At 68.2% G+C, this 18,525-nt stretch carries 17 protein-coding genes; 10 read left to right on the top strand and 7 right to left on the bottom strand.

From position 1 onward, the window contains the following. The first annotated feature begins 19 nt into the window (after positions 1-19). Positions 20-331 carry an SCP2 sterol-binding domain-containing protein gene (locus AC5W54_RS04035; protein ID WP_495960783.1) on the top strand — a complete coding sequence of 104 codons (312 nt, stop codon included), beginning with the start codon at positions 20-22 and terminating at the stop codon, positions 329-331. A gap of 46 nt (positions 332-377) precedes the next feature. On the opposite strand, the gene nudC is transcribed toward AC5W54_RS04035, so the two are convergent. Genes nudC through AC5W54_RS04015 form a run of 4 tightly spaced genes read right to left on the bottom strand, consistent with a single transcriptional unit; the run spans position 378 to position 3,201 of the window. After that, positions 378-1,151, bottom strand: a complete 774-nt coding sequence (gene nudC / locus AC5W54_RS04030; protein ID WP_495960782.1) for an NAD(+) diphosphatase — start codon at positions 1,149-1,151, stop codon at positions 378-380. After that, positions 1,151-1,903, bottom strand: coding sequence for a DNA polymerase III subunit epsilon (dnaQ, locus tag AC5W54_RS04025; RefSeq protein ID WP_495960781.1), 753 nt, complete (start codon positions 1,901-1,903; stop codon positions 1,151-1,153). The genes nudC and dnaQ overlap by 1 nt, the downstream gene beginning before the upstream one ends. Before the next feature lie 43 nt (positions 1,904-1,946). Further along, the gene (gene rnhA, locus AC5W54_RS04020; RefSeq protein WP_495960780.1) at positions 1,947-2,420 is read right to left on the bottom strand and encodes a ribonuclease HI; all 474 of its coding nucleotides are present in this window, start codon (positions 2,418-2,420) and stop codon (positions 1,947-1,949) included. Next, positions 2,413-3,201 carry a class I SAM-dependent methyltransferase gene (locus AC5W54_RS04015; RefSeq protein ID WP_495960779.1) on the bottom strand — a complete coding sequence of 263 codons (789 nt, stop codon included), beginning with the start codon at positions 3,199-3,201 and terminating at the stop codon, positions 2,413-2,415. Before AC5W54_RS04015 ends, rnhA begins: the two co-directional genes overlap by 8 nt. A gap of 160 nt (positions 3,202-3,361) precedes the next feature. Between AC5W54_RS04015 and gloB the strand changes: the two genes are divergently transcribed. From gloB to AC5W54_RS03980, 7 genes are all read left to right on the top strand, one after another. After that, complete coding sequence (gene gloB / locus AC5W54_RS04010) at positions 3,362-4,129, top strand: hydroxyacylglutathione hydrolase (protein ID WP_495960778.1); 768 nt, start codon at positions 3,362-3,364, stop codon at positions 4,127-4,129. A gap of 76 nt (positions 4,130-4,205) precedes the next feature. After that, positions 4,206-5,387 (top strand): transglycosylase SLT domain-containing protein, encoded by a 1,182-nt coding sequence (locus AC5W54_RS04005; RefSeq protein WP_495960777.1) that lies wholly within the window; start codon positions 4,206-4,208, stop codon positions 5,385-5,387. 118 nt (positions 5,388-5,505) lie between these two features. Then, positions 5,506-7,344, top strand: coding sequence for an extracellular solute-binding protein (locus tag AC5W54_RS04000; protein ID WP_495960776.1), 1,839 nt, complete (start codon positions 5,506-5,508; stop codon positions 7,342-7,344). Between the two features lie 25 nt (positions 7,345-7,369). Next, positions 7,370-8,443, top strand: coding sequence for a microcin C ABC transporter permease YejB (locus tag AC5W54_RS03995; RefSeq protein ID WP_495960775.1), 1,074 nt, complete (start codon positions 7,370-7,372; stop codon positions 8,441-8,443). 4 nt (positions 8,444-8,447) lie between these two features. Beyond that, positions 8,448-9,527 (top strand): ABC transporter permease, encoded by a 1,080-nt coding sequence (locus tag AC5W54_RS03990; protein ID WP_495960774.1) that lies wholly within the window; start codon positions 8,448-8,450, stop codon positions 9,525-9,527. Beyond that, a complete protein-coding gene (locus tag AC5W54_RS03985; RefSeq protein WP_495960773.1) occupies positions 9,520-11,121 on the top strand; it encodes an ABC transporter ATP-binding protein in 1,602 nt (533 codons plus the stop codon). The genes AC5W54_RS03990 and AC5W54_RS03985 overlap by 8 nt, the downstream gene beginning before the upstream one ends. Before the next feature lie 142 nt (positions 11,122-11,263). Next, a complete protein-coding gene (locus tag AC5W54_RS03980; protein ID WP_495960772.1) occupies positions 11,264-13,009 on the top strand; it encodes a diguanylate cyclase in 1,746 nt (581 codons plus the stop codon). Between the two features lie 8 nt (positions 13,010-13,017). Here AC5W54_RS03980 and AC5W54_RS03975 read toward each other — a convergent pair whose 3' ends face one another. Both AC5W54_RS03975 and AC5W54_RS03970 read right to left on the bottom strand, forming a co-directional pair. After that, positions 13,018-13,719 carry a pseudouridine synthase gene (locus AC5W54_RS03975; RefSeq protein ID WP_495960771.1) on the bottom strand — a complete coding sequence of 234 codons (702 nt, stop codon included), beginning with the start codon at positions 13,717-13,719 and terminating at the stop codon, positions 13,018-13,020. Next, positions 13,719-14,534, bottom strand: a complete 816-nt coding sequence (locus AC5W54_RS03970; protein ID WP_495960770.1) for an amidohydrolase — start codon at positions 14,532-14,534, stop codon at positions 13,719-13,721. Before AC5W54_RS03970 ends, AC5W54_RS03975 begins: the two co-directional genes overlap by 1 nt. A gap of 130 nt (positions 14,535-14,664) precedes the next feature. Here AC5W54_RS03970 and rarD point away from each other — a divergent pair, with 130 nt between their 5' ends. Both rarD and AC5W54_RS03960 read left to right on the top strand, forming a co-directional pair. Continuing rightward, positions 14,665-15,573, top strand: coding sequence for an EamA family transporter RarD (gene rarD / locus AC5W54_RS03965; RefSeq protein WP_495960769.1), 909 nt, complete (start codon positions 14,665-14,667; stop codon positions 15,571-15,573). Positions 15,574-15,639: 66 nt separating this feature from the next. Then, the gene (locus AC5W54_RS03960; RefSeq protein WP_495960768.1) at positions 15,640-16,797 is read left to right on the top strand and encodes an NAD(P)/FAD-dependent oxidoreductase; all 1,158 of its coding nucleotides are present in this window, start codon (positions 15,640-15,642) and stop codon (positions 16,795-16,797) included. Between the two features lie 3 nt (positions 16,798-16,800). Here the strand turns inward: AC5W54_RS03960 and AC5W54_RS03955 are convergent, their stop codons facing one another. Then, positions 16,801-18,399: a methyl-accepting chemotaxis protein gene (locus tag AC5W54_RS03955; protein WP_495960767.1), complete on the bottom strand. Its 1,599-nt coding sequence runs from the start codon at positions 18,397-18,399 to the stop codon at positions 16,801-16,803. Positions 18,400-18,525 lie beyond the last annotated feature (126 nt).

Below are 18,525 nucleotides of genomic sequence, written 5' to 3'. Positions count from 1 at the left end.
CCCGATCAAGGACCTTGACATGACCCCTTCCACCCTCGACAAGCTGCAGACTCGTTTCGACGCCCAGGCCGCCGGCGGCATGGACGAGGTCTTCCAGTTCCACTTCAGCGATGCCGGCAGCCACTACCTGGTGGTGAAGGATGGCAGCCTCGCCGTCGAGCAGGGCGAACACGACGACCCCTCCGTGACCCTGAGCATGAGCACCGATACCCTCAAGGGAGTCATGAACGGCGAGATCAACGGCATGACCGCCTTCATGACCGGCAAACTCAAGGCCACCGGCAATGTCATGCTGGCGACCCGACTGGGCAGCCTTTTCCCCGCCGCCTGAGCGACACGCCAGTTCGGCGGACGGGCCGCCCACGAGCGGCCCGTCGTCATGATGCTGCCCTCACCTCATTGAGGTGCGTCTCGATCAGGGCCCGCGAGATGGAATAGAGCGGTGGCAACTGCGGCAGGCGCCGCGGGCTGAACCAGGCGGCATCGACGATCTCGACGCCGTCGATGCGGATGCGCCGGCTCGCCGCCTCGGCGAAGTAGCCCAGCATCAGCGCATGGGGAAAGGGCCAGGCCTGGCTCTTGAAATAGCGCACCCGCCCCACCGTCAGCCCCACCTCCTCGAAGATCTCGCGCCGCACCGCCTCCTCGGCAGACTCCCCCGGCTCGATGAACCCCGCCAGGGTCGAGTACCGGCCGGGGGGGAACCTCGGGCTGCGAGCCAGCAGCAGCGCGTCGCCGTGGGTCACCAGGGTGATGATGCAGGGCGAGATGCGAGGGTAGTTGCGATGGCCGCAGCGTTCGCAGTGCATGGCGAACTCGGCGTCCAGCCGGGACGCGGGGGCGCCGCAGCGACCGCAGAAGCGATGGTCGCGCAACCAGGCCCCGACCTGCAGCGCCGTGGAGAGCAGGGCGAACCGGGATTCCGGCAGGCGCGCGAGCCAACCACGCCCATCGGGCCAGGCCTCGTCGGCCGCCTCCTCGAGGCTCAGTGCCACCGGTTCATCGCCCCAGTAGCAGAGTGGTTGCATCGCCGGCAACCAGGGACACGGCGGCTGGAGGATACCGCCGTCGGGGGCCGGGGCGATGCGCCCTTCGGCCAGGCGGATGACATGGCCGCGGGTGGCCCCGGCGGGAAGTTCACGCCGCAGCATCAGCTCGTCTCTCCACCCTCGGTGAGCCGATCCCAGCGGCACTCGCCGGCGGCCTCGCGGATGCGTCCCAGCTTGGCCCGGTGGGCGTCCAGCTCAGACTCGCTCGGCCGCACGACCCGCAGCCGTCCCGGCTCCAGGGCGAGCCGGCGAATGACCAGGCCGGTGCTGCCGCTCGTCGTTCCTTCGCCGCCGGCGGAGGCATCGAGCGACAGCGCGGTCTGTCCCCCGGTCATCGCCAGATAGACATCGGCGAGGATCTCGGCGTCGAGCAGGGCACCGTGGAGTACCCGGTGGCCGTTGTCGATCTCGTAGCGCTTGCACAGGGCATCGAGGTTGTTGCGCTGGCCGGGATGCTTGTCCCGGGCCATCTGCAAGGTGTCGAGGATCCGGCAATGCGCGGCGACCGGGCCCAGCCTCGGCTCGCCGCGCTGGTCGTTGAGCATCCGGAACTCGTGATCCATGAAGCCCACGTCGAAGGGGGCGTTGTGGATCACCAGCTCCGCCCCCTCGATGAAGGCCCAGAACTCGTCGGCGATCTCGGCGAAGAGCGGCTCATCGGCGACCCGCTCATTGGTGATACCGTGGACCCCGACGGCCTCCGCCTCGATCTCGCGCTCCGGGTTGATGTACTGGTGGTAGGTATTGCCGGTGAGACGGCGATTGACCATCTCGACCGCCCCGATCTCGATCAGCCGGTGGCCGTCACGCGGGTCGATGCCGGTGGTCTCGGTATCCAGGATGATCTGGCGCATGGTGGGGTCTCGTCAGCTCGGCTTGCAATCGTGTGATAGCGTCTCAGGCGCGCGCCCGCAGGTGCAGGTCGATGGCCTCGTTGGCCAGGGCATCGGCCCGCTCATTGCCCGGGTGGCCGCTGTGGCCCTTGACCCAGTGCCATTCGATCCGATGGCGGTGGGTCTCCTCATGCAGTTCCCGCCACAGTTCGGCGTTCTTCACCGGTGCCCGGCTGGCGGTCTTCCAACCGCGCTTGATCCAGCCGTGGATCCACTCGGTGATCCCCTTGCGCAGGTACTCGGAGTCGGTCCACAGTGCCACCTCGCAGGGCCGCTTCAGCTCGCGCAGGGCCATGATCGCGGCCATCAGCTCCATGCGGTTGTTGGTGGTCGTGGCCTCGAAGCCATTGAGGGCCTTCTCGTGATGCCCGCTCACCAGCAGCGCGCCCCAGCCACCGGGGCCCGGGTTGCCGCGGCAAGCACCGTCGGTATAGATGGTCACCCGCGGCAGCACATCGGTCTGGTGTGTCTCAGTCACCCTCGGTCATCCTTTCCTGTTCCCTCTCGCGTCGCTGTGGCCCGAGCCGCGTGGCACCGCCGAGTGCCGAACTGCCGAGCGGTCGGGCGAAGGTCAGGCGGGAGCCTTGGGTCTGGACCAGCTGTGGCTTGCGTCGGGCATGGATCATGTAACTGTCGCCCAATGGCAGATTATGGCGCCGCCCCAGGGTCTCCAGCATGGCATTGCGCGGCAGGCTGCCGGGCAGATGAAAGCCACAATAGTCTACCCGGTCGATCTCGAAGTCGACAAATGCCAGCCAGTCCTTGAGCCGGCCCGGCGTGCGCCAGTGGCCGCGCCAGGGCAGGCGCCTCCGCCGCCCGGGCCAGGCCCGCGACAGACCGGCCGGACCGAGCGGCACCCAGCCGAAGATGATCAGCCGGCCGTCTTCGGCCGTGACCCTGGCCGCCTCCTGCAGCATGTGGTGGGGGTCGGGCAATACCTCCAGCAAGTGGTGAATCACCACCAGGCTGAGGCTGTCGTCGCGCAGCGGCAGGGCATCGGGAGGACAGACGAGGGTCGCCTCCTGCTCGACCAGTTCCCGGGTCGGGGCCCAACGCATGGCGTGCCGAATCGGGCACATGTCGGCCAGCTTGCTGGTCATGCCAAGCTCCAGGCTATGGGCGCCGAACAATCGCTCGCACACCGGCCCCAGGCAGGCACGCTCGGCCTGCCAGACGGCTTGTCCGGCCGGGCTCGCCCAGTAACGACGACCATCCCGCACCAGTCGGGCCAGGTCGGCAACGGGTGACGAAGTTGACATGGCGTGCGCGTCCCTCCAAGATGCAGGGTTTTGCAACCCGTTCCGATTCACGGCAGCGTCTGACCATGACGAGAGCCGGCGTGGCTCTTGCGCGTTCGCCCGTCGAGAGGCAGCCCCGGTCAGCAGCGGTGACCCATGTCCAGATCAGGACTCCATGCCTATGTTGAGCGTGACACCGATCCCCGCATTTAGCGACAACTATATCTGGCTGTTGCGCCAGGATTCGACCCCGGAAGTCTGCGTGGTCGATCCCGGCGATGCGGCCCCCGTGATCGACATACTCGAACGCGAGGGGCTCACCCTCTCCACGGTGCTGATCACCCATCATCACCATGATCATACCGGAGGGCTGGCCGAGCTGATCGAGCGCTACTCTCCCCGGGTGGTCGGGCCGGACAATCCGAGCATTGCCGGTATCGATGAGACCGTCGGCGACGGCGACGAGATCCGGGTCATGGGGCGGCTTCTCGAGGTGCATGCCGTGCCCGGCCATACCCTGGACCACATCGCCTATTTCACCGCCGGGATTCCCCCACTGCTGTTCTGCGGAGACACGCTCTTCAGCGCCGGCTGTGGGCGGCTGTTCGAGGGCACCCCCGACCAGATGCATGCCTCGTTGGCACGGCTCGCCGCACTGCCCGACGACACCCTGGTGTTCGCTGCCCACGAGTACACCCTGGCCAACCTGCGCTTCGCCAAGGCCGCCGACCCGCAGAACCCGGCTGTGGAGCAGGCCATGGAGGAGTGTCAACGGGCCCGGGAACTCGACCGCCCGACCCTGCCCAGCTCCCTGGGTCGGGAGAAACGCATCAATCCTTTCCTGCGCTGTGATGCCGACAGCGTTCGTCGGGCCGCCTCGGCCCATGGCGACACCGACACCAGCGAGGCGACCTTCGCCACCCTGCGTGCCTGGAAAGACCATTTCTAACGACGACACGCAACGGACGCCTGCCGAAGGCCCGGCCAGCCGCCGGGCCTTCCTGCGACCAGGAGGCCACATAACGATGACCTATCACACCACTCGCCGACGAATTCTCGGCCTGACCAGCACCCTCGCCCTGCTCGGGTCGCTGATGGCGACCGGCACCATCACCCAGGCCTCGCCCCTGCCGGCGGCCGGCGAGACTGGCCACAGCAGCTTCGTCGCCGGTGAGCGTTTCTGGGATGCCCTGGCGCTCGAACCACGGGATGCCTGGAGCCGCCTTCGCAGCAGCTTCCAGTGGCAGGACGAGCGACACAACGAGCGGATCCGACACTGGATCGATCACTACCGGGCCAATCCCGCGAACATCGTCGAGATCACCGAACGGGCCCGCCCGTGGCTGGCCTGGATCACCGAGCAGATCGAGTCACGCGACCTGCCCGGCGAGATCGCCCTGATCCCCTTCATCGAGAGTTCCTTCGACCCCCAGGCACGCAGCCACCGCGGTGCCGCCGGGCTCTGGCAGTTCATGCCGGGCACCGCCGATGCCCTGGGGCTGCGCCGGAATGGCGCCTACGACGGCCGGCTCGACGTGGTCAGCTCGACCAAGGCGGCGCTGGACTACATTGAGCTCCAGGCCGAACAGTGGTACGACGGCGACATCGAGCTCTCGCTGGCCGCCTACAATGCCGGTGCCGGCACCGTGAACAGGGCCCGGAACGCCGCCCTCGCCCGCGGCGAACGCGGCGACTACTGGAGCCTGCGCCTGCCCAGCGAGACCATGAACTACCTGCCCAAGCTCAAGGCCATCGCCGCGATCATCGACGATCCTGACGCGTACCAGGTCGCCCTTCCCGACATCGAGGACGCCCCGGCCTTCGCCAAGATTGCCCTGACCCGCTCCCTCGACCTGAGCGAGGCCGCCCGTCTCGCCGGCGTGAGCCGCGACGAGCTGGCCGAGCTCAATCCGGGCCTGATCAATGGCAACGCCAACCCCAGCCATGCCCGGGTGCTGCTGGTACCCGCCGACCGCGAGGAGGTGCTGATCGCCCGGCTGGAGAGCCCCGTCGGGACTCCCCGCCCGAGTGACGCCCCCGCGGGGGACGGCCGCTACGTGGTGCGCAGCGGCGACAACCTCTCGACGATCGCCTCGCGTCACGGCCTCAGCGCCGGCGAGATCCGCCAGCACAACGGCCTGAGCGGCGATGTGATCCATGCCGGCCAGGTACTCGAGATACCGCAACGCAGCCTGGCCGCGCGCTGAACCCCAGGGGAGAAGCCACGCTGATCGTGGAGGTTTACAAGATGACGGCAGCCTGACACCTTATGCCGGTACCCGCCCCGGGCCAGCCGGGGCCAGGACCCGCGCAAGGATGTCATCGATGTCGATCGCCGTACGCTGTCTCCTGATCAGTGCCCTGGCCAGCGCCTGGCCGTGTTCGGCGGCGCTGGCGGCAGACGCCGACGCAGTGCCCACCGTCCATGGCCTGGCGCTCTACGACGAACCGGCGTTGCCGGAGGATTTCCCCCACTTTCCCTATGTCGAGCCGGATGCCCCCAAGGGCGGCACCCTGACCCGCGCCGCCGTCGGCTCGAGCTTCGACTCCACCAACCCCTTCATCATCCGCGGCACCCCGGCCATCGGCATCTCCCAGATCTACGACACCCTGCTCGAGGGCAACCCCGACGAGCCCTTCAGCGCCTACGGCCTGCTCGCCGAAGGCATCCGCCTCGACCCGGAGCGGCACTGGATCGAGTTCGACCTGCGTCCCGAGGCCCGTTTCCACGACGGCGAGCCGGTGACCGCCGGCGACGTGGTGTTCAGCTTCGAGCTGCTGACCGAACAGGGCAATCCCTTCTACGGCGCCTACTATGCCGATGTCGAGAGCGTCGAGGCGCTCGACACCCATACCGTTCGTTTCGAGTTCGCCAACAATCACTCCCGCGAGCTGCCGCTGATCGTCGGTCAGTTGCCGATCCTGCCCCGGCACTACTGGGAGGAACACGACTTCAGCGCCCCGACCCTGGCGCGCCACCCTGGTTCCGGACCCTACCGCATCGCCGAGGTGGAGCCGGGACGACGCATCGTCTACCAGCGAGTCGATGAGTACTGGGGACGCGACCTGCCGGTCAATCGTGGCCGTCATAACATCGACCGGCTGGTCTACGACTACTATCGTGACCGAGACATCGCCTGGGAGGCCTTCAAGGCCGGCGTCATGGACTACCGTACCGATGCCCGGGCCGCCACCTGGGCCATCGGCTACGATTTCCCCGCCTATCGCGACGGCCTGGTCAAGCGCCTCACCGTACCCGACGGCCAACCGGCGACCATGCAGGCCTTCGTCTTCAACCTGCGGCGTGACAAGTTCGCCGATTCCCGGGTGCGCGAGGCGCTGAGCCTGACCTTCGATTTTCCCTGGCTCAACGCCAACCTCTTCTACGACACCTACCGGCGTACCGAGAGCTTCTTCCAGAATTCCGACATGGCCGCCCGGGGGCTGCCCAGCGAGGCGGAGCTCGAACGCCTCGAGCCCCACCGCGAGGCCCTGCCGGAGCGGGTCTTCGACGCCGAGGTACCCATCGACCATCCGCAGGACCTCCGCGAGCGCCTGCGCCTGGCGCTGGAGCTGCTGCGCGGGGCCGGCTACGAGGTGAAGGATGGGGAACTGGTCGACGGCGACACCGGCCGACCGTTGACCCTCGAGGTCATGCTGTTCGATACCGGCATGGAGCGGGTGGTCCAGCCGATGGTGCGCAACATGGCTCGCCTGGGCATCCAGGCCTCGATCCGCATCGTCGATATCAACCAGTACCTCAACCGCCTGCGTAGCTTCGACTTCGACATGATCATCGGGCAGTTCCCGCAATCCAACAGCCCGGGCAACGAACAACGTGAATTCTGGACCAGCGAGTTCGCCGACACCCCCCAGAGCCGCAATCTCATGGGACTGGCCAACCCGGTGGTCGACGATCTGGTCGAGCAACTGATCCGCGCCGACAGCCGGGAAGAGCTCAATACCATCACCCGGGCCCTGGACCGGGTGCTGCTGTGGGGCTTCTACGTGATTCCCCAGTATCATTCCGGGGAGACGCGGATCGCCGTATGGGACAAGTTCGCCTGGCCCGAGCCCTTCCCCGAGTACGGCATGGACCTCGCCGCCTGGTGGGTCGATGTCGACCGCGAGGCCGAGCTCAACCGTCGTCTGCGCCGTCGTTGACGCCAGCCCTGCACAAGGACGCACCGTGACCCGCTACATCCTGCGCCGCCTGCTGTTGATGATTCCCACGCTACTGGGGATCATGCTGCTCAACTTCATCATCGTCCAGGCCGCTCCCGGTGGCCCCATCGACCAGATGCTGGCCCGCTTCGAGGGCATCGACAGCATGGTCAGCACCCGCCTCGACGCCGGCGGCGGGGATGTCGTGGTACGTGACGAATCCCGCGGCGCCCGGGGCATCGATCCGCGCTTCATCGAGCAGCTCGAACAGCAGTTCGGCTTCGACCAGCCGGCCCACCTGCGTTTCGCCGGCATGATCCGCGACTACGTCACCTTCGACTTCGGCAACAGCTTCTTCCGCGACCGCCCCGTGGTCGAGCTGATGATCGAGCGGCTTCCGGTGTCGATCTCGCTGGGCCTCTGGACCACCCTGCTGGTCTACCTGATCTCGATCCCGCTGGGCATCCGCAAGGCGCTGCGCCACGGCTCGCGCTTCGATGTCTGGTCCTCGGGCCTGGTGATCGTCGGCTACGCCATCCCCGGCTTCCTGTTCGCGATCCTGCTCATCGTGCTGTTCGCCGGCGGCAGTTACTGGGACCTCTTCCCGCTGCGCGGGTTGACGTCACCGGACTTCGACGAGCTCTCGACCTGGGGCAAGATCAAGGACTACTTCTGGCATATCACCCTGCCGGTGGTGGCCATGACCATCGGCAGCTTCGCCACCCTGACCATGCTGACCAAGAACAGCTTCCTCGACGAGATCCACAAGCAGTACGTGCTGACCGCCCGGGCCAAGGGGGCGAGCGATCGCCAGGCCCTCTACGGTCACGTGTTCCGCAACGCCATGCTGATCATCATCGCCGGCCTGCCCGGCGCGCTGGTGACCATCTTCTTCACCGGATCGCTGCTGATCGAGGTGATCTTCTCGCTGGAGGGGCTCGGCCTGCTCGGCTTCGAGGCGGTGATGCAGCGCGACTATCCGGTGATCTTCGGCACGCTGTTCCTCTATACCCTGATCGGCCTGCTCCTCAAGCTGATCTCCGACCTCACCTATGTGTGGGTCGATCCGCGCATCGACTTCGAGACCCGGGAGTCCTGAGCCCATGAAACCGACCTCAAGACTGTCTCCCATCGCCCGGCGGCGGCTGTCGGTGTTCCGCCACAACCGGCGCGCCTGGGTATCGCTGTGGATCTTCCTCGTCCTGTTCGGCGTCAGCCTGGCCGCCGAACTGATCGCCAACGACAAGCCGCTCGTGATGACGATCGACGGCCAGTGGTATGCACCACTGCTGGTCGACTACCCCGAGACCGAGTTCGGCGGCTTTCTGCCCACCCGCACCGACTACCACGATCCCTTCATCCAGGCCCGGATCGCCGAACACGGCTGGGCGCTGTGGCCGCCGATCCCGTTCTCCTACCAGACCCTCGACATGCAGATGATGCGGCCATCGCCGGCGCCCCCCGATGGCCGCCACTGGCTGGGCACCGACGACCAGGGCCGCGACGTCCTGGCCCGCGTCATCTACGGCTTCCGGCTGTCGGTGGCCTTCGCCCTGGTGCTCACCGCCGGCTCCCTGGTGATGGGCGTGTTCATCGGTGGCATCCAGGGCTATTTCGGCGGCAAGACCGACCTGATCGGCCAGCGCCTCACCGAGATCTGGTCGGGGCTGCCGGTGCTCTTCCTGCTGATCATCCTGGCCAGCTTCGTGCAACCCGGCTTCTGGTGGCTGCTGGGCATCATGCTGCTGTTCTCGTGGCTGGGCCTGGTCGACGTGGTGCGCGCCGAGTTCCTCCGCGCGCGCAACCTGGAGTACGTGCGCGCCGCCAAGGCCATGGGGCTGACCCCGCGATTGATCATGTGGCGCCACGTGCTGCCCAACGCCATGGTGGCGACCCTCACCTTCATCCCCTTCCTCTTCACCGGGGCGATCACCACGCTCACGGCGTTGGACTTCCTCGGCTTCGGCCTGCCGCCGGGCTCGCCGTCGCTGGGCGAACTGGTCGCCCAGGGCAAGAACAACCTCCACGCGCCCTGGCTCGGCATCACCGCCTTCGTCAGCCTGTCGCTGATGCTCTCGTTGCTCGTGTTCATCGGTGAGGGACTGCGCGACGCCTTCGATCCGCGCCATATCCAGTACGCCGCGCCTCACGCCTCGACGCCAAGGACCCCGCCCCATGCCTGACACCCTGCTGCGCCTCGATGAACTCAGTATCGCCTTCGACGACGCCGTGGTGGTCGATCGCCTCTCGCTGGAGGTACGTCGCGGCGAGACCCTGGCCCTGGTAGGCGAATCCGGCTCCGGCAAGTCGGTCAGCGCGCTTGGCACCATGAACCTGCTGCCGGCCAACGCCCGGGTCGAGGGCGGCCGTTGGTTGGGCGATACCGACCTCACACGCCTCAGACAGCGTGACTGGCAGGCACTGCGCGGGGGGCGGGTCGGCTTCGTCTTCCAGGAGCCGATGACCTCCCTCAACCCCCTGCACACCGTGGCCAAGCAGATCGGCGAGACGCTGCGGCTGCACCAGGGGCTGAGCGGCAAGGCGGCGCGTGCCCGAGCCAGGGAGCTGCTCGTCCAGGTCAAGCTGCCGCGCCCCGACGAGTTGCTCGATGCCTGGCCTCACCAGCTTTCCGGTGGCCAGCGCCAGCGCGTGATGATCGCCATGGCCATCGCCAACGATCCGGTGCTGCTGATCGCCGACGAACCCACCACGGCGCTGGACGTCACCGTGCAGCAGGAGATCCTCGCCCTGCTCGCCGAGCTGCGCGATCGCCACGGCATGGGCATGCTGTTCATCACCCACGACCTCAACCTGGTACGTCGCCATGCCGAGCGGGTCTGCGTGCTCTACGAAGGGCGCGAGCAGGAGACCGGCCCGGTCGACGAGGTCTTTCGCTCACCGGGTAGCGACTATACGCGGCTCCTGCTCGATGCCGAACCCCGGGGGCGCCCGATCGCGCTCACCACGCGGCAGCCACTGATCGAGGCCAATCGATTGAGCGTTGCCTTCCAGCGGCCCAGGCGGCTCTTCGCCCGGCGGCCGCCCCCCTTCGTCGCCGTGCAGCCGCTGGCGCTCACCCTCGCCCGTGGCGAGACCCTGGGCATCGTCGGCGAATCCGGTTCCGGCAAGACCACCCTGGCCCTGGCCCTGCTGCGCCTGACCACGAGCGAAGGCGAGATCCATTTCGGCGAGGTCCGCCTGGATCAGCTCACCGGCAACGACCTGCGCCAACAGCGTCGCCGCCTGCAGGTGGTGTTCCAGGATCCCTACGGCTCGTTGTCGCCACGCCTGCCGGTCTCCGAGATCATCAGCGAGGGGCTGCGCTTCCACTACCCGGAACTCGACGAGGCCGAAGTGACGCGCCGCGTTCAGGCCGCGCTCGCGGAGGTCGGCTTGCCGCTCGACTGCGCCTCGCGCTATCCCCACGAATTCTCGGGCGGTCAGCGCCAGCGTATCGCGGTCGCCCGCGCCATCATTCTCGAACCCGAGGTGCTGGTGCTCGACGAGCCCACCTCGGCGCTCGATCGCACCGTCCAGAAGCAGCTCGTCGAACTGCTGCGCAACCTCCAGCAGCGGCGCGGCCTGAGTTACCTGTTCATCAGCCACGATCTGGCCGTGATCCGGGCGATGGCCCATCGTGTGATGGTGCTCAAGGAGGGCGAGGTCGTGGAACAGGGAGACTGCCTGGAGGTCCTCGGGCGACCCACGACCGACTACACTCGCGCCCTGGTCGAGGCCGCCGGGCTCTCCCCCGAGGCGTCGGAGGAGCATGCCTGAGGGGTGGGATGTGGTGTCGCCAGGAACAAATGAGATAACGGTATAATCCCCGTCCCCAGCCATGGCCGCTGCCCAACGGACAGCGGCAAGGGGATGCTCTATACTGGTCGGGCTCTTCCTTATGGCCGGCTTGCGAGTCCCGATGCGTTCGACACTCCCCCTCCTGATCCGGGTCCTGTTGCTATCGCTGCTGGCCAGCTCCCCGCTGCAGGCGGGGTCGTCGACGCTCCCCCTCGACGCCGGGTGGCAGTATCGCTGGGGCGACTCCCCCGTCGATGACACCGGCACGCCGCTCTGGACACGGGAGGAGGCGCCCGAGGCGTGGCGCCCCATCGCCTTCCCCTCCAACCCGCCGGGTCGCGAAGGGCGGCACCACGCCTGGTTCCGCATCACCCTTCCCGACGGCGACTGGCGCGACCCGGTGCTCTACATCTACAGCGTCGACCTGATCGTGCAGGTCTACCTGGAGTCGAGCCTGATCTACCAGTATGGTCACTTCGACGAACGCGGAGAGGGGCGCTTCGAGGGCTGGCCCTGGCACATGATCGAACTGCCGGAAGAGTTCGCCGGCAAGCGCCTCCATTTTCGGGTCTTCTCCGACTACACCGATATCGGGCTCTGGGGCGAGGTCAAGCTGATGGAGCGGCCCGACCTGATCCTCCATGTCCTCGAGGGATCGGCCCAGGCCCTGGTGGTCAGCGGCTTCTCGCTGTCGATTGCCCTGCTCGCCTTCTTCCTCGCGCTGCTCCAGGCCAATCGCCGCAGCTTCATCGGCATCGGCCTCTTCTCGCTCGCCTCGGGGCTGATGATCCTGGCCGAGAGCCAGGCCAGCCAACTGCTGCTCGAGGGTCCACTCCTGTGGGACACCCTCGCCGCCGTCTCCTACTTCATGTTGCCGGTGGCCATGGCGCTGCTGCTCGAGCACTGGTTCGCTCGCCGGCACCCGATGCTGATGCGCCGGCTATGGCAGGGACACCTGTGCTATGCCGTGGCCGCCCCGGGGTTGGCGATGGCGGGCGTCATCAACCTCTCCAGCACCTATCCCCCCTTCGATGCCGCCCTGCTGGTCAGCCTCGCGATCATGTTCGGGGCCACCGCCATTCAGTGGCGCGGCCTGGCCGGCGAGCACAAGGTGATCCTCGCCGCCTATGCGCTCTTCGCTCTGCTGCTGATCGTCGACATGGCGGTGGCCCACGGCGTGCTGCCCTGGCAGCGGGTCCCCGTCAGCCTCGGCGCCCTGGCCTTCTCGCTCGCCCTGGTGGCGATCTCCGGGGTCGACTATGCCCGCACCCAGCGCGAGGTCCGGCGCCTCAATCGCGAGCTGACGCAGGAAGTTGCGGCACGTACCCATGAGCTCGAGGCCATGGTGACACGGCTCAGGGAGTTCTCGTATCAGGATCCACTCACCGGCCTGAAGAACCGTCGCCACTTCGACGAGCTTCTCAGCCACGAAGCCGCCGCCGCCCGGCGCAGCGACACGCCCCTGGCGCTGGTGATGGTCGACATCGACCACTTCAAGCGTTTCAACGATCGGCATGGCCACGAGGCCGGGGATGCGGTGCTGGCCGCGGTGGGCGCCCTGCTGCGAGACCATTTCCGCGATGCCGACGTGGTCTGCCGGCTGGGTGGCGAGGAGTTCGTGGTGGTCATGCCCGGCGCCACCGCGGCCAGGGCCGAGGCGCGCATCCGGGACCTGTTGCACGGCATCCGCGAGTGCCGCTTCCGGCATCGCGACACCGAGTTGGACGGCATCACCCTCTCCTGCGGCATCGCCGCCTGGCCCCAACATACCGAGGACCCGCTGGCGCTCACCCGGCTCGCCGATGCGGCGCTCTATCGCGCCAAGCGCCGCGGGCGTGACCGCAGCGAGATCTACGCCGTCTCGTGACCATCGGCTCAGAACAGCGCCACCTCCGCCTCGGTGAGTTCGCGCCATTCGCCCGGCGCCAAGCGCTCGTCGAGCACCAGCGGACCGATCGACTCCCGGTGAAGGGCCTCCACGTGGTGGCCGATGGCGGCAAACATGCGCTTCACCTGATGGTACTTGCCCTCGTGGAGGGTCAGCTCGGCCTCCGTCGGCGAGCGCATGACCAGCTCGGCGGGACGCGTCGGCTTCTCCTCGCCCTCGAGCTCGATCCCCTCGGCGAAACGCGCCGTGGCCTGCGCCAGGGCGTCGCCCTCCAGGGCATCGGCCAGCCTCACCCGGTAGACCTTGGCGCAGCGGCGGCGCGGCGAGGTGACCCGGTGAGACCACTGGCCATCGTCGGTGAGCAGCACCAGGCCGGTGGTGTCGACGTCCAGGCGCCCCACGGTCTGCAACCGCTCGACATGGGGCAGGTCGACCAGTTCCCTGACCAGCGGATAGAGACCGCGCCGGGCGCTGCACTCCACCCCCGGCGGCTTGTGGAGCATCACGTAGCGCAGCCCCACCAGCGCCAGGCGCTCGTCCTTCCAGGTGACCACGCTGCGCTCGTCGACCCGGGTCGCGGGGTTCTTGACCACCTCACCATCTACCCGGACCTCCTCACGGTGCATCGCCTTCTTGGCCAGGCTGCGCGTCAGCTCGGTGGTCTCGGTGAGGAAGCGATCCAGCCGCATCAGAAGCCGACCCCATCGGCGAGGCCGAAGTGGTCGGCATCGCGCCAGGCGGGAAACTTCTCGCGGAAGGCGTCGAGCTCGTCCCGATCGAGGCTCGCGGTCCGCACGAAGGGCGTGTCCCTCGGCTCGTCGATCAGCGCCTCGCCCTTGAAGTCGACGAGCATGGAATCGCCGGCATAGGCCAGCCCCTTGGCGTCCTCGCCGACCCGGTTGACGCCGATCACCGGGCAGAGGTTCTCGATCGCCCGGGCCTGCAGCAGGATGCGCCAGGGGTGGCGCCGCGGCGCCGGCCAGTTGGCCACGCAGAGCAGCAGGTCGTACTCGAAATGTTCGCCGGGCGCCGGCTGCTGCCGTAGCCAGACCGGGAAGCGCAGGTCATAGCAGACGCTGAGCAGGACCCGAAAGCCCTTGAGCTCGACGATCACGCGCTCATGCCCCATGGCGTAGCGCTCGTGTTCCCCCGCCATGCGAAAGAGATGGCGCTTGTCGTAGTGCACCAGGCTGCCGTCGGGCCGCGCCCATACCAGCCGGTTGAAGTAGTCGCCGTTCTCCACCACGGCGACGCTACCGGTGACCACGCAACCGCGACGGCGCGCCTGGTCCTGGAGCCAGGCCACGGTGGCGCTTTCCGCCATCGGCTCGGCCATCTCCCGGGAATTCATGGTGAAACCGGTGGCGAACATCTCCGGCAGCACGATCAGGTCGGTGTCGTCGCCCCCCAACTCACCCAGGGTCTCTTCCAGCATCCGGCAGTTGGCTTCGGGATCTTCCCAGCGCAGGTCACACTGCACCAGGGTGGTTCTCAATTCGCTCATGAGGGGGACTCCCGTCGTCCAGGTGAAGTGGCACGACCCCAGCGTAACCCAGTGGTGAGCCGACGTCAGCCGGCATGGCAGTCAGGCCAATAGCCTGCTAAGTTAACGCTTTTCTTCCGTCGAGGCCTGCATGTCCGCCACCCCCACCCCCGCCCAGGAAACCGGCAAGGGCGTCGCCTTCGGGCTGACCGCCTACGTCCTGTGGGGCTGTTTCCCGCTGTTCTTCGCCCTGTTCGAAGGCGTGCCCGCGTTCGAGGTGCTGATTCATCGGGTGATCTGGTCCTGCCTCTTCCTGGTCGGGCTGGTCACCCTGCTTGGCCGCTGGACGCCCATCCGCCTGGCGCTGCGCAAGCCTCGCCGGCTGGGCCGGGTGCTGGGCTGCGCCCTGCTGATTGCGCTCAACTGGGGGCTCTACATCTACGCCGTGGAGACCCGCCAGGTGTTCCAGGCGAGCCTCGGCTACTTCATGACCCCCCTGGTCAACGTCGCCCTCGGCGTGCTGGTGCTGCGCGAGGCGATGCACCGGTTGCAGGCCGTGGCCGTGGGGCTGGCCACCCTGGCCATCGCCATCCAGCTGGCACTGCTCGGCGAGTTGCCCTGGATCAGCCTGACCCTGGCACTCTCCTTCGGCACCTACGGCCTGCTGCGCAAGCAGGTACCGCTCGATGGGCTCTCGGGGCTGTTCGTCGAGACCCTGTTGCTGCTGCCGCTGGGGCTGCTGGCCCTGGCCTGGCTCAGCCAGGCCGGCCTCTCCCATTTCCTGGCCGGCACCGGGGTCAGCCTGCTGCTGATCGCCAGCGGCGTGATCACCGCCCTGCCCCTGCTGGCCTTCGCCGGTGCGGCACGGCGCCTGCGCCTCGCCACCCTGGGCTTTCTGATGTACCTCAACCCCAGCATCCAGTTCTTCATCGCCCTGCTGGTGTTCCGCGAGCCGCTCTCGCCGGTGCAACTCGTGACCTTCCTGCTGATCTGGGCCGGGCTCGCCCTCTACTCCTGGTCGGCGTGGCGCTCCCGCCCGCGGGAGGCGGCACCCGCCTGACCCTCACCGGCCACGGTCGAGGAGGGGGCACTCGCCCCTCCCCTCCCATTGGGCTACTATCGCGCCATGCCCTACGTCGCCGATTCGCCCCCGGTTCCGCCGTTGCGCCAGTTGCTGCTGATGGGCGCGGGCCATGCCCACCTCCATGTGGTGAGCCAGCGTCATCGCCTCGGCGACATCGGGGTGACCCTGCTCGATCCCGGCGGCTTCTGGTACTCGGGCATGGCCAATGGCGTGCTCGGCGGTCGCCTCTCCCCCGCCGAGGACCGCCTCGACCCGGCGCGACTGGCCGGACGGCATGGCGTCGCGCTGCTACGCGGGCGCCTGGGCGGTCTCGATCTCGCGGGCCGTCGCGCGCTACTCGAGGACGGCCGCGCCCTCCCCTTCGACCTGCTCTCGCTCAATCTCGGCTCCGTCTGCCAGGCGCCGCCCAGGCGGCATCCGGGACCGAAGGTCTGGACCGTCAAGCCGATTCCCTGCCTGGTGGCGCTGCGCCGCTGCCTCGAAGCCGACTTTCGCCGTGGGGCCAGGCCGCGCCTGGTCGTGGTAGGCGGTGGGGCCAGCGGTGTCGAGGTGGCCTGCAACCTCGCGGCGCTCGGCCGGCGTCATGGTGCCGCCAGCACGCTCACCCTGGTGACCCGGGGAGAACGCCTGCTCGAGGATGCCCCTCACGGCGCCAGCCGCTGGCTGTCACGCCTGCTGGCACGCCGCAGCATTCGGGTACTCACCGGTACCAGCGTCCACGGCCATGCGGCCGGCGGAGTGATGGTCTGTACCGACGAAACCCTCAGCGGCGAGGACAGCCTGTCACTGATCGAGGCCGATCACGTGATCCACGCCAGCGGCCTGACGCCCCCCGCCGTCATCGAACGGCTGGGCCTGCCGGTGCTTCCGGGCCGTGGACTGGCGGTGGAGGCGACCCTCCAGAGCAGCGGCGACCCGGACGTCTTCGCCGCCGGCGATTGCGCCGCCCTGATCAGTCATCGGCTGCCACGGCTCGGCGTCTACGGCGTGCGTCAGGGTTCGGTACTGCTCGACAACCTGGCCGCCAGGCTCGCAGGCCGCCCTCTCCGGGAGTATGTCCCGCACTCGCGGGCACTGGCGATCCTCGACCTCGGCGACGGGCTCGGTCTGGCGATCCGAGGCCAGCGCTGGTGGGCCGGACGCCTGGCACTGCACTGGAAACGCTGGCTGGATCGCCGCTTCATGGCCCGCTACCGCTGAGCCTCAGGCGGCACTGCCCTCCGGCTGATAGCCGATACGAAAGCCCCCCCAGTGGCGGCCGTTGACGAACACCGGCACCGAGAGGTCGTGCATGATCTCGCCGGTGTCGCGCTTGTAGGTCTGCAGCAGCAGGGTATCCTGATGCGCGCCGCAACGCCGCCCGGTGGGATCGTCGAAGATCCGCTTGCTGCGGCTGAACTGCAGGTCGTGTTCGGGGTCGCCGGTCGGCGGCTGGCTGACCTTCAGGTTGTGGGTCGGCACATAGCCGTGGCGGTCGCAACTGATCGCGTAGGCGAGGCGCAGACGCTCCAGCAGGGGCTCCTGGATCGCCGGCAGGTGCTCGTCGGTGAAGGCATCGAAGCCGGTACGGTACTTGGGTGGCCGGGTGTCCGGCACGGGGTCGTAGCGGGGCTCGAACAGCGCCGCCAGGGACAGCTCGCCACGCTGGACGGCCGTCTCCAGCAGGCGACCGAGCTGGTCGGCAGCCTCCCGTGCCGCCCGGAACACCTGCTGGTGACGCCCCTCGAGCCGCTGCTGGGCGAGGGCGGCATCCACGGCCTCGGCCGCCGCCATCAGGGCGCGAGCCTGGCTGGCCAGGTCGTGCATGTCGCGATTGCCCTCGTCGACATCCCCCTCGAGCGATGCCAGGGTGCCGGCGACGCGACGGCTGTGCCGGCGGGTGTCCTCCATCGCCTCGGCGATGCCGGCGATCTCGCCCTCGACACGATCGAAGTCCCCGGTCATCGTCGTGAGCTGCTCGCCCACCTGCTGCATCTCGGCGGCACGATCCCCCACCCGGGCCATCAGATGGCCGATGGTATCCACCACCTGGTGGCTGCTGCCGCCGATGTCCCCCACCAGCGACTCCACGCTGCGCGTCGCCTCGGCGGTCCGCCGCGCCAGCTCGCGCACCTCGCCGGCGACCACGGCGAAGCCGCGCCCATGCTCGCCGGCACGGGCCGCCTCGATGGAGGCGTTCAACGACAGCAGGTTGGTCTGCTCGGCGATCTCCTCGATCAGCGAGGTCACGCTGCGCACGCTGTCGGCCTTCTGCTCCAGCGCCGCGAGCAGCCCCAGGGCCTCACGCGAGCGCTCGGCCAGTGCCTGCATGTCCACCACCACCCGGCCGAGGGCTTCGCGGCTTTCGTGGCTGGAGGCGCGGGAGCGGCTGGCCACCGTCGCCAGCTCGGCGGTGCCACTGGCGACCTGCTCGATGGCGCTGGTGATGGCGCTCATGCTCGCGGAGGCCTCGCGGACCACCTCCTCCTGGCGCGCCAGGCGCTGGTCCATGCGATCGGCATGATGCGACACCTCCGCCGAGGCGATGGCCGTGCTGCCGGCACGCGCCACCAGGTCGTGGGCCATGCGGCGCAGCGACAGGTAGTCGCGCACCGGCGGCAGCCAGCCGCGCGGCCCGCCCTGCTTCAGGGCATCGGCACCGGCGGCATGCACGGCCGCCATGCCCGTGGTGAACAGCAGCCCCCCGGACAGCCAGGCAAGCCCCAGGGCGAGGTAGAACGGCCAGTCGGCGTTCAGAAGGAGCAGCGGCAGGAGAGCCGCCACGGCCGTCACCAGGGCGGCCAGAAGCATCAGGATACGCATGGTGGTCGAGACTCGATCATGAATTGGAAGGCTTGTTGTTGGAACGGTCTTCACGCATGAAGCATAACGCCTTGCCGCGCAGAGCTGTCCTGCACTTTGGCCTGACACACCATGGTCGCACTCAAG

It is taken from the genome of Halomonas sp. LMYGS-3 (assembly GCF_059509875.1).
This window is presented reverse-complemented; position numbering and strand designations above follow the sequence as displayed.

Excerpts from the sequence above, each read along its gene's own strand:
- AC5W54_RS04015 (WP_495960779.1), bottom strand. The coding sequence starts at position 3,201 with ATGTCAACTTCGTCACCCGTTGCCGACCTGGCCCGACTGGTGCGGGAT.
- AC5W54_RS04005 (WP_495960777.1), top strand. The coding sequence starts at position 4,206 with ATGACCTATCACACCACTCGCCGACGAATTCTCGGCCTGACCAGCACC.
- AC5W54_RS03980 (WP_495960772.1), top strand. The coding sequence starts at position 11,264 with ATGCGTTCGACACTCCCCCTCCTGATCCGGGTCCTGTTGCTATCGCTG.
- AC5W54_RS04035 (WP_495960783.1), top strand. The coding sequence starts at position 20 with ATGACCCCTTCCACCCTCGACAAGCTGCAGACTCGTTTCGACGCCCAG.
- AC5W54_RS03970 (WP_495960770.1), bottom strand. The coding sequence starts at position 14,534 with ATGAGCGAATTGAGAACCACCCTGGTGCAGTGTGACCTGCGCTGGGAA.
- gloB (WP_495960778.1), top strand. The coding sequence starts at position 3,362 with ATGTTGAGCGTGACACCGATCCCCGCATTTAGCGACAACTATATCTGG.
- AC5W54_RS04000 (WP_495960776.1), top strand. The coding sequence starts at position 5,506 with ATGTCGATCGCCGTACGCTGTCTCCTGATCAGTGCCCTGGCCAGCGCC.
- AC5W54_RS03975 (WP_495960771.1), bottom strand. The coding sequence starts at position 13,719 with ATGCGGCTGGATCGCTTCCTCACCGAGACCACCGAGCTGACGCGCAGC.
- AC5W54_RS03955 (WP_495960767.1), bottom strand. The coding sequence starts at position 18,399 with ATGCGTATCCTGATGCTTCTGGCCGCCCTGGTGACGGCCGTGGCGGCT.
- rarD (WP_495960769.1), top strand. The coding sequence starts at position 14,665 with ATGTCCGCCACCCCCACCCCCGCCCAGGAAACCGGCAAGGGCGTCGCC.
- dnaQ (WP_495960781.1), bottom strand. The coding sequence starts at position 1,903 with ATGCGCCAGATCATCCTGGATACCGAGACCACCGGCATCGACCCGCGT.
- AC5W54_RS03985 (WP_495960773.1), top strand. The coding sequence starts at position 9,520 with ATGCCTGACACCCTGCTGCGCCTCGATGAACTCAGTATCGCCTTCGAC.
- AC5W54_RS03990 (WP_495960774.1), top strand. The coding sequence starts at position 8,448 with ATGAAACCGACCTCAAGACTGTCTCCCATCGCCCGGCGGCGGCTGTCG.
- nudC (WP_495960782.1), bottom strand. The coding sequence starts at position 1,151 with ATGCTGCGGCGTGAACTTCCCGCCGGGGCCACCCGCGGCCATGTCATC.
- AC5W54_RS03960 (WP_495960768.1), top strand. The coding sequence starts at position 15,640 with ATGCCCTACGTCGCCGATTCGCCCCCGGTTCCGCCGTTGCGCCAGTTG.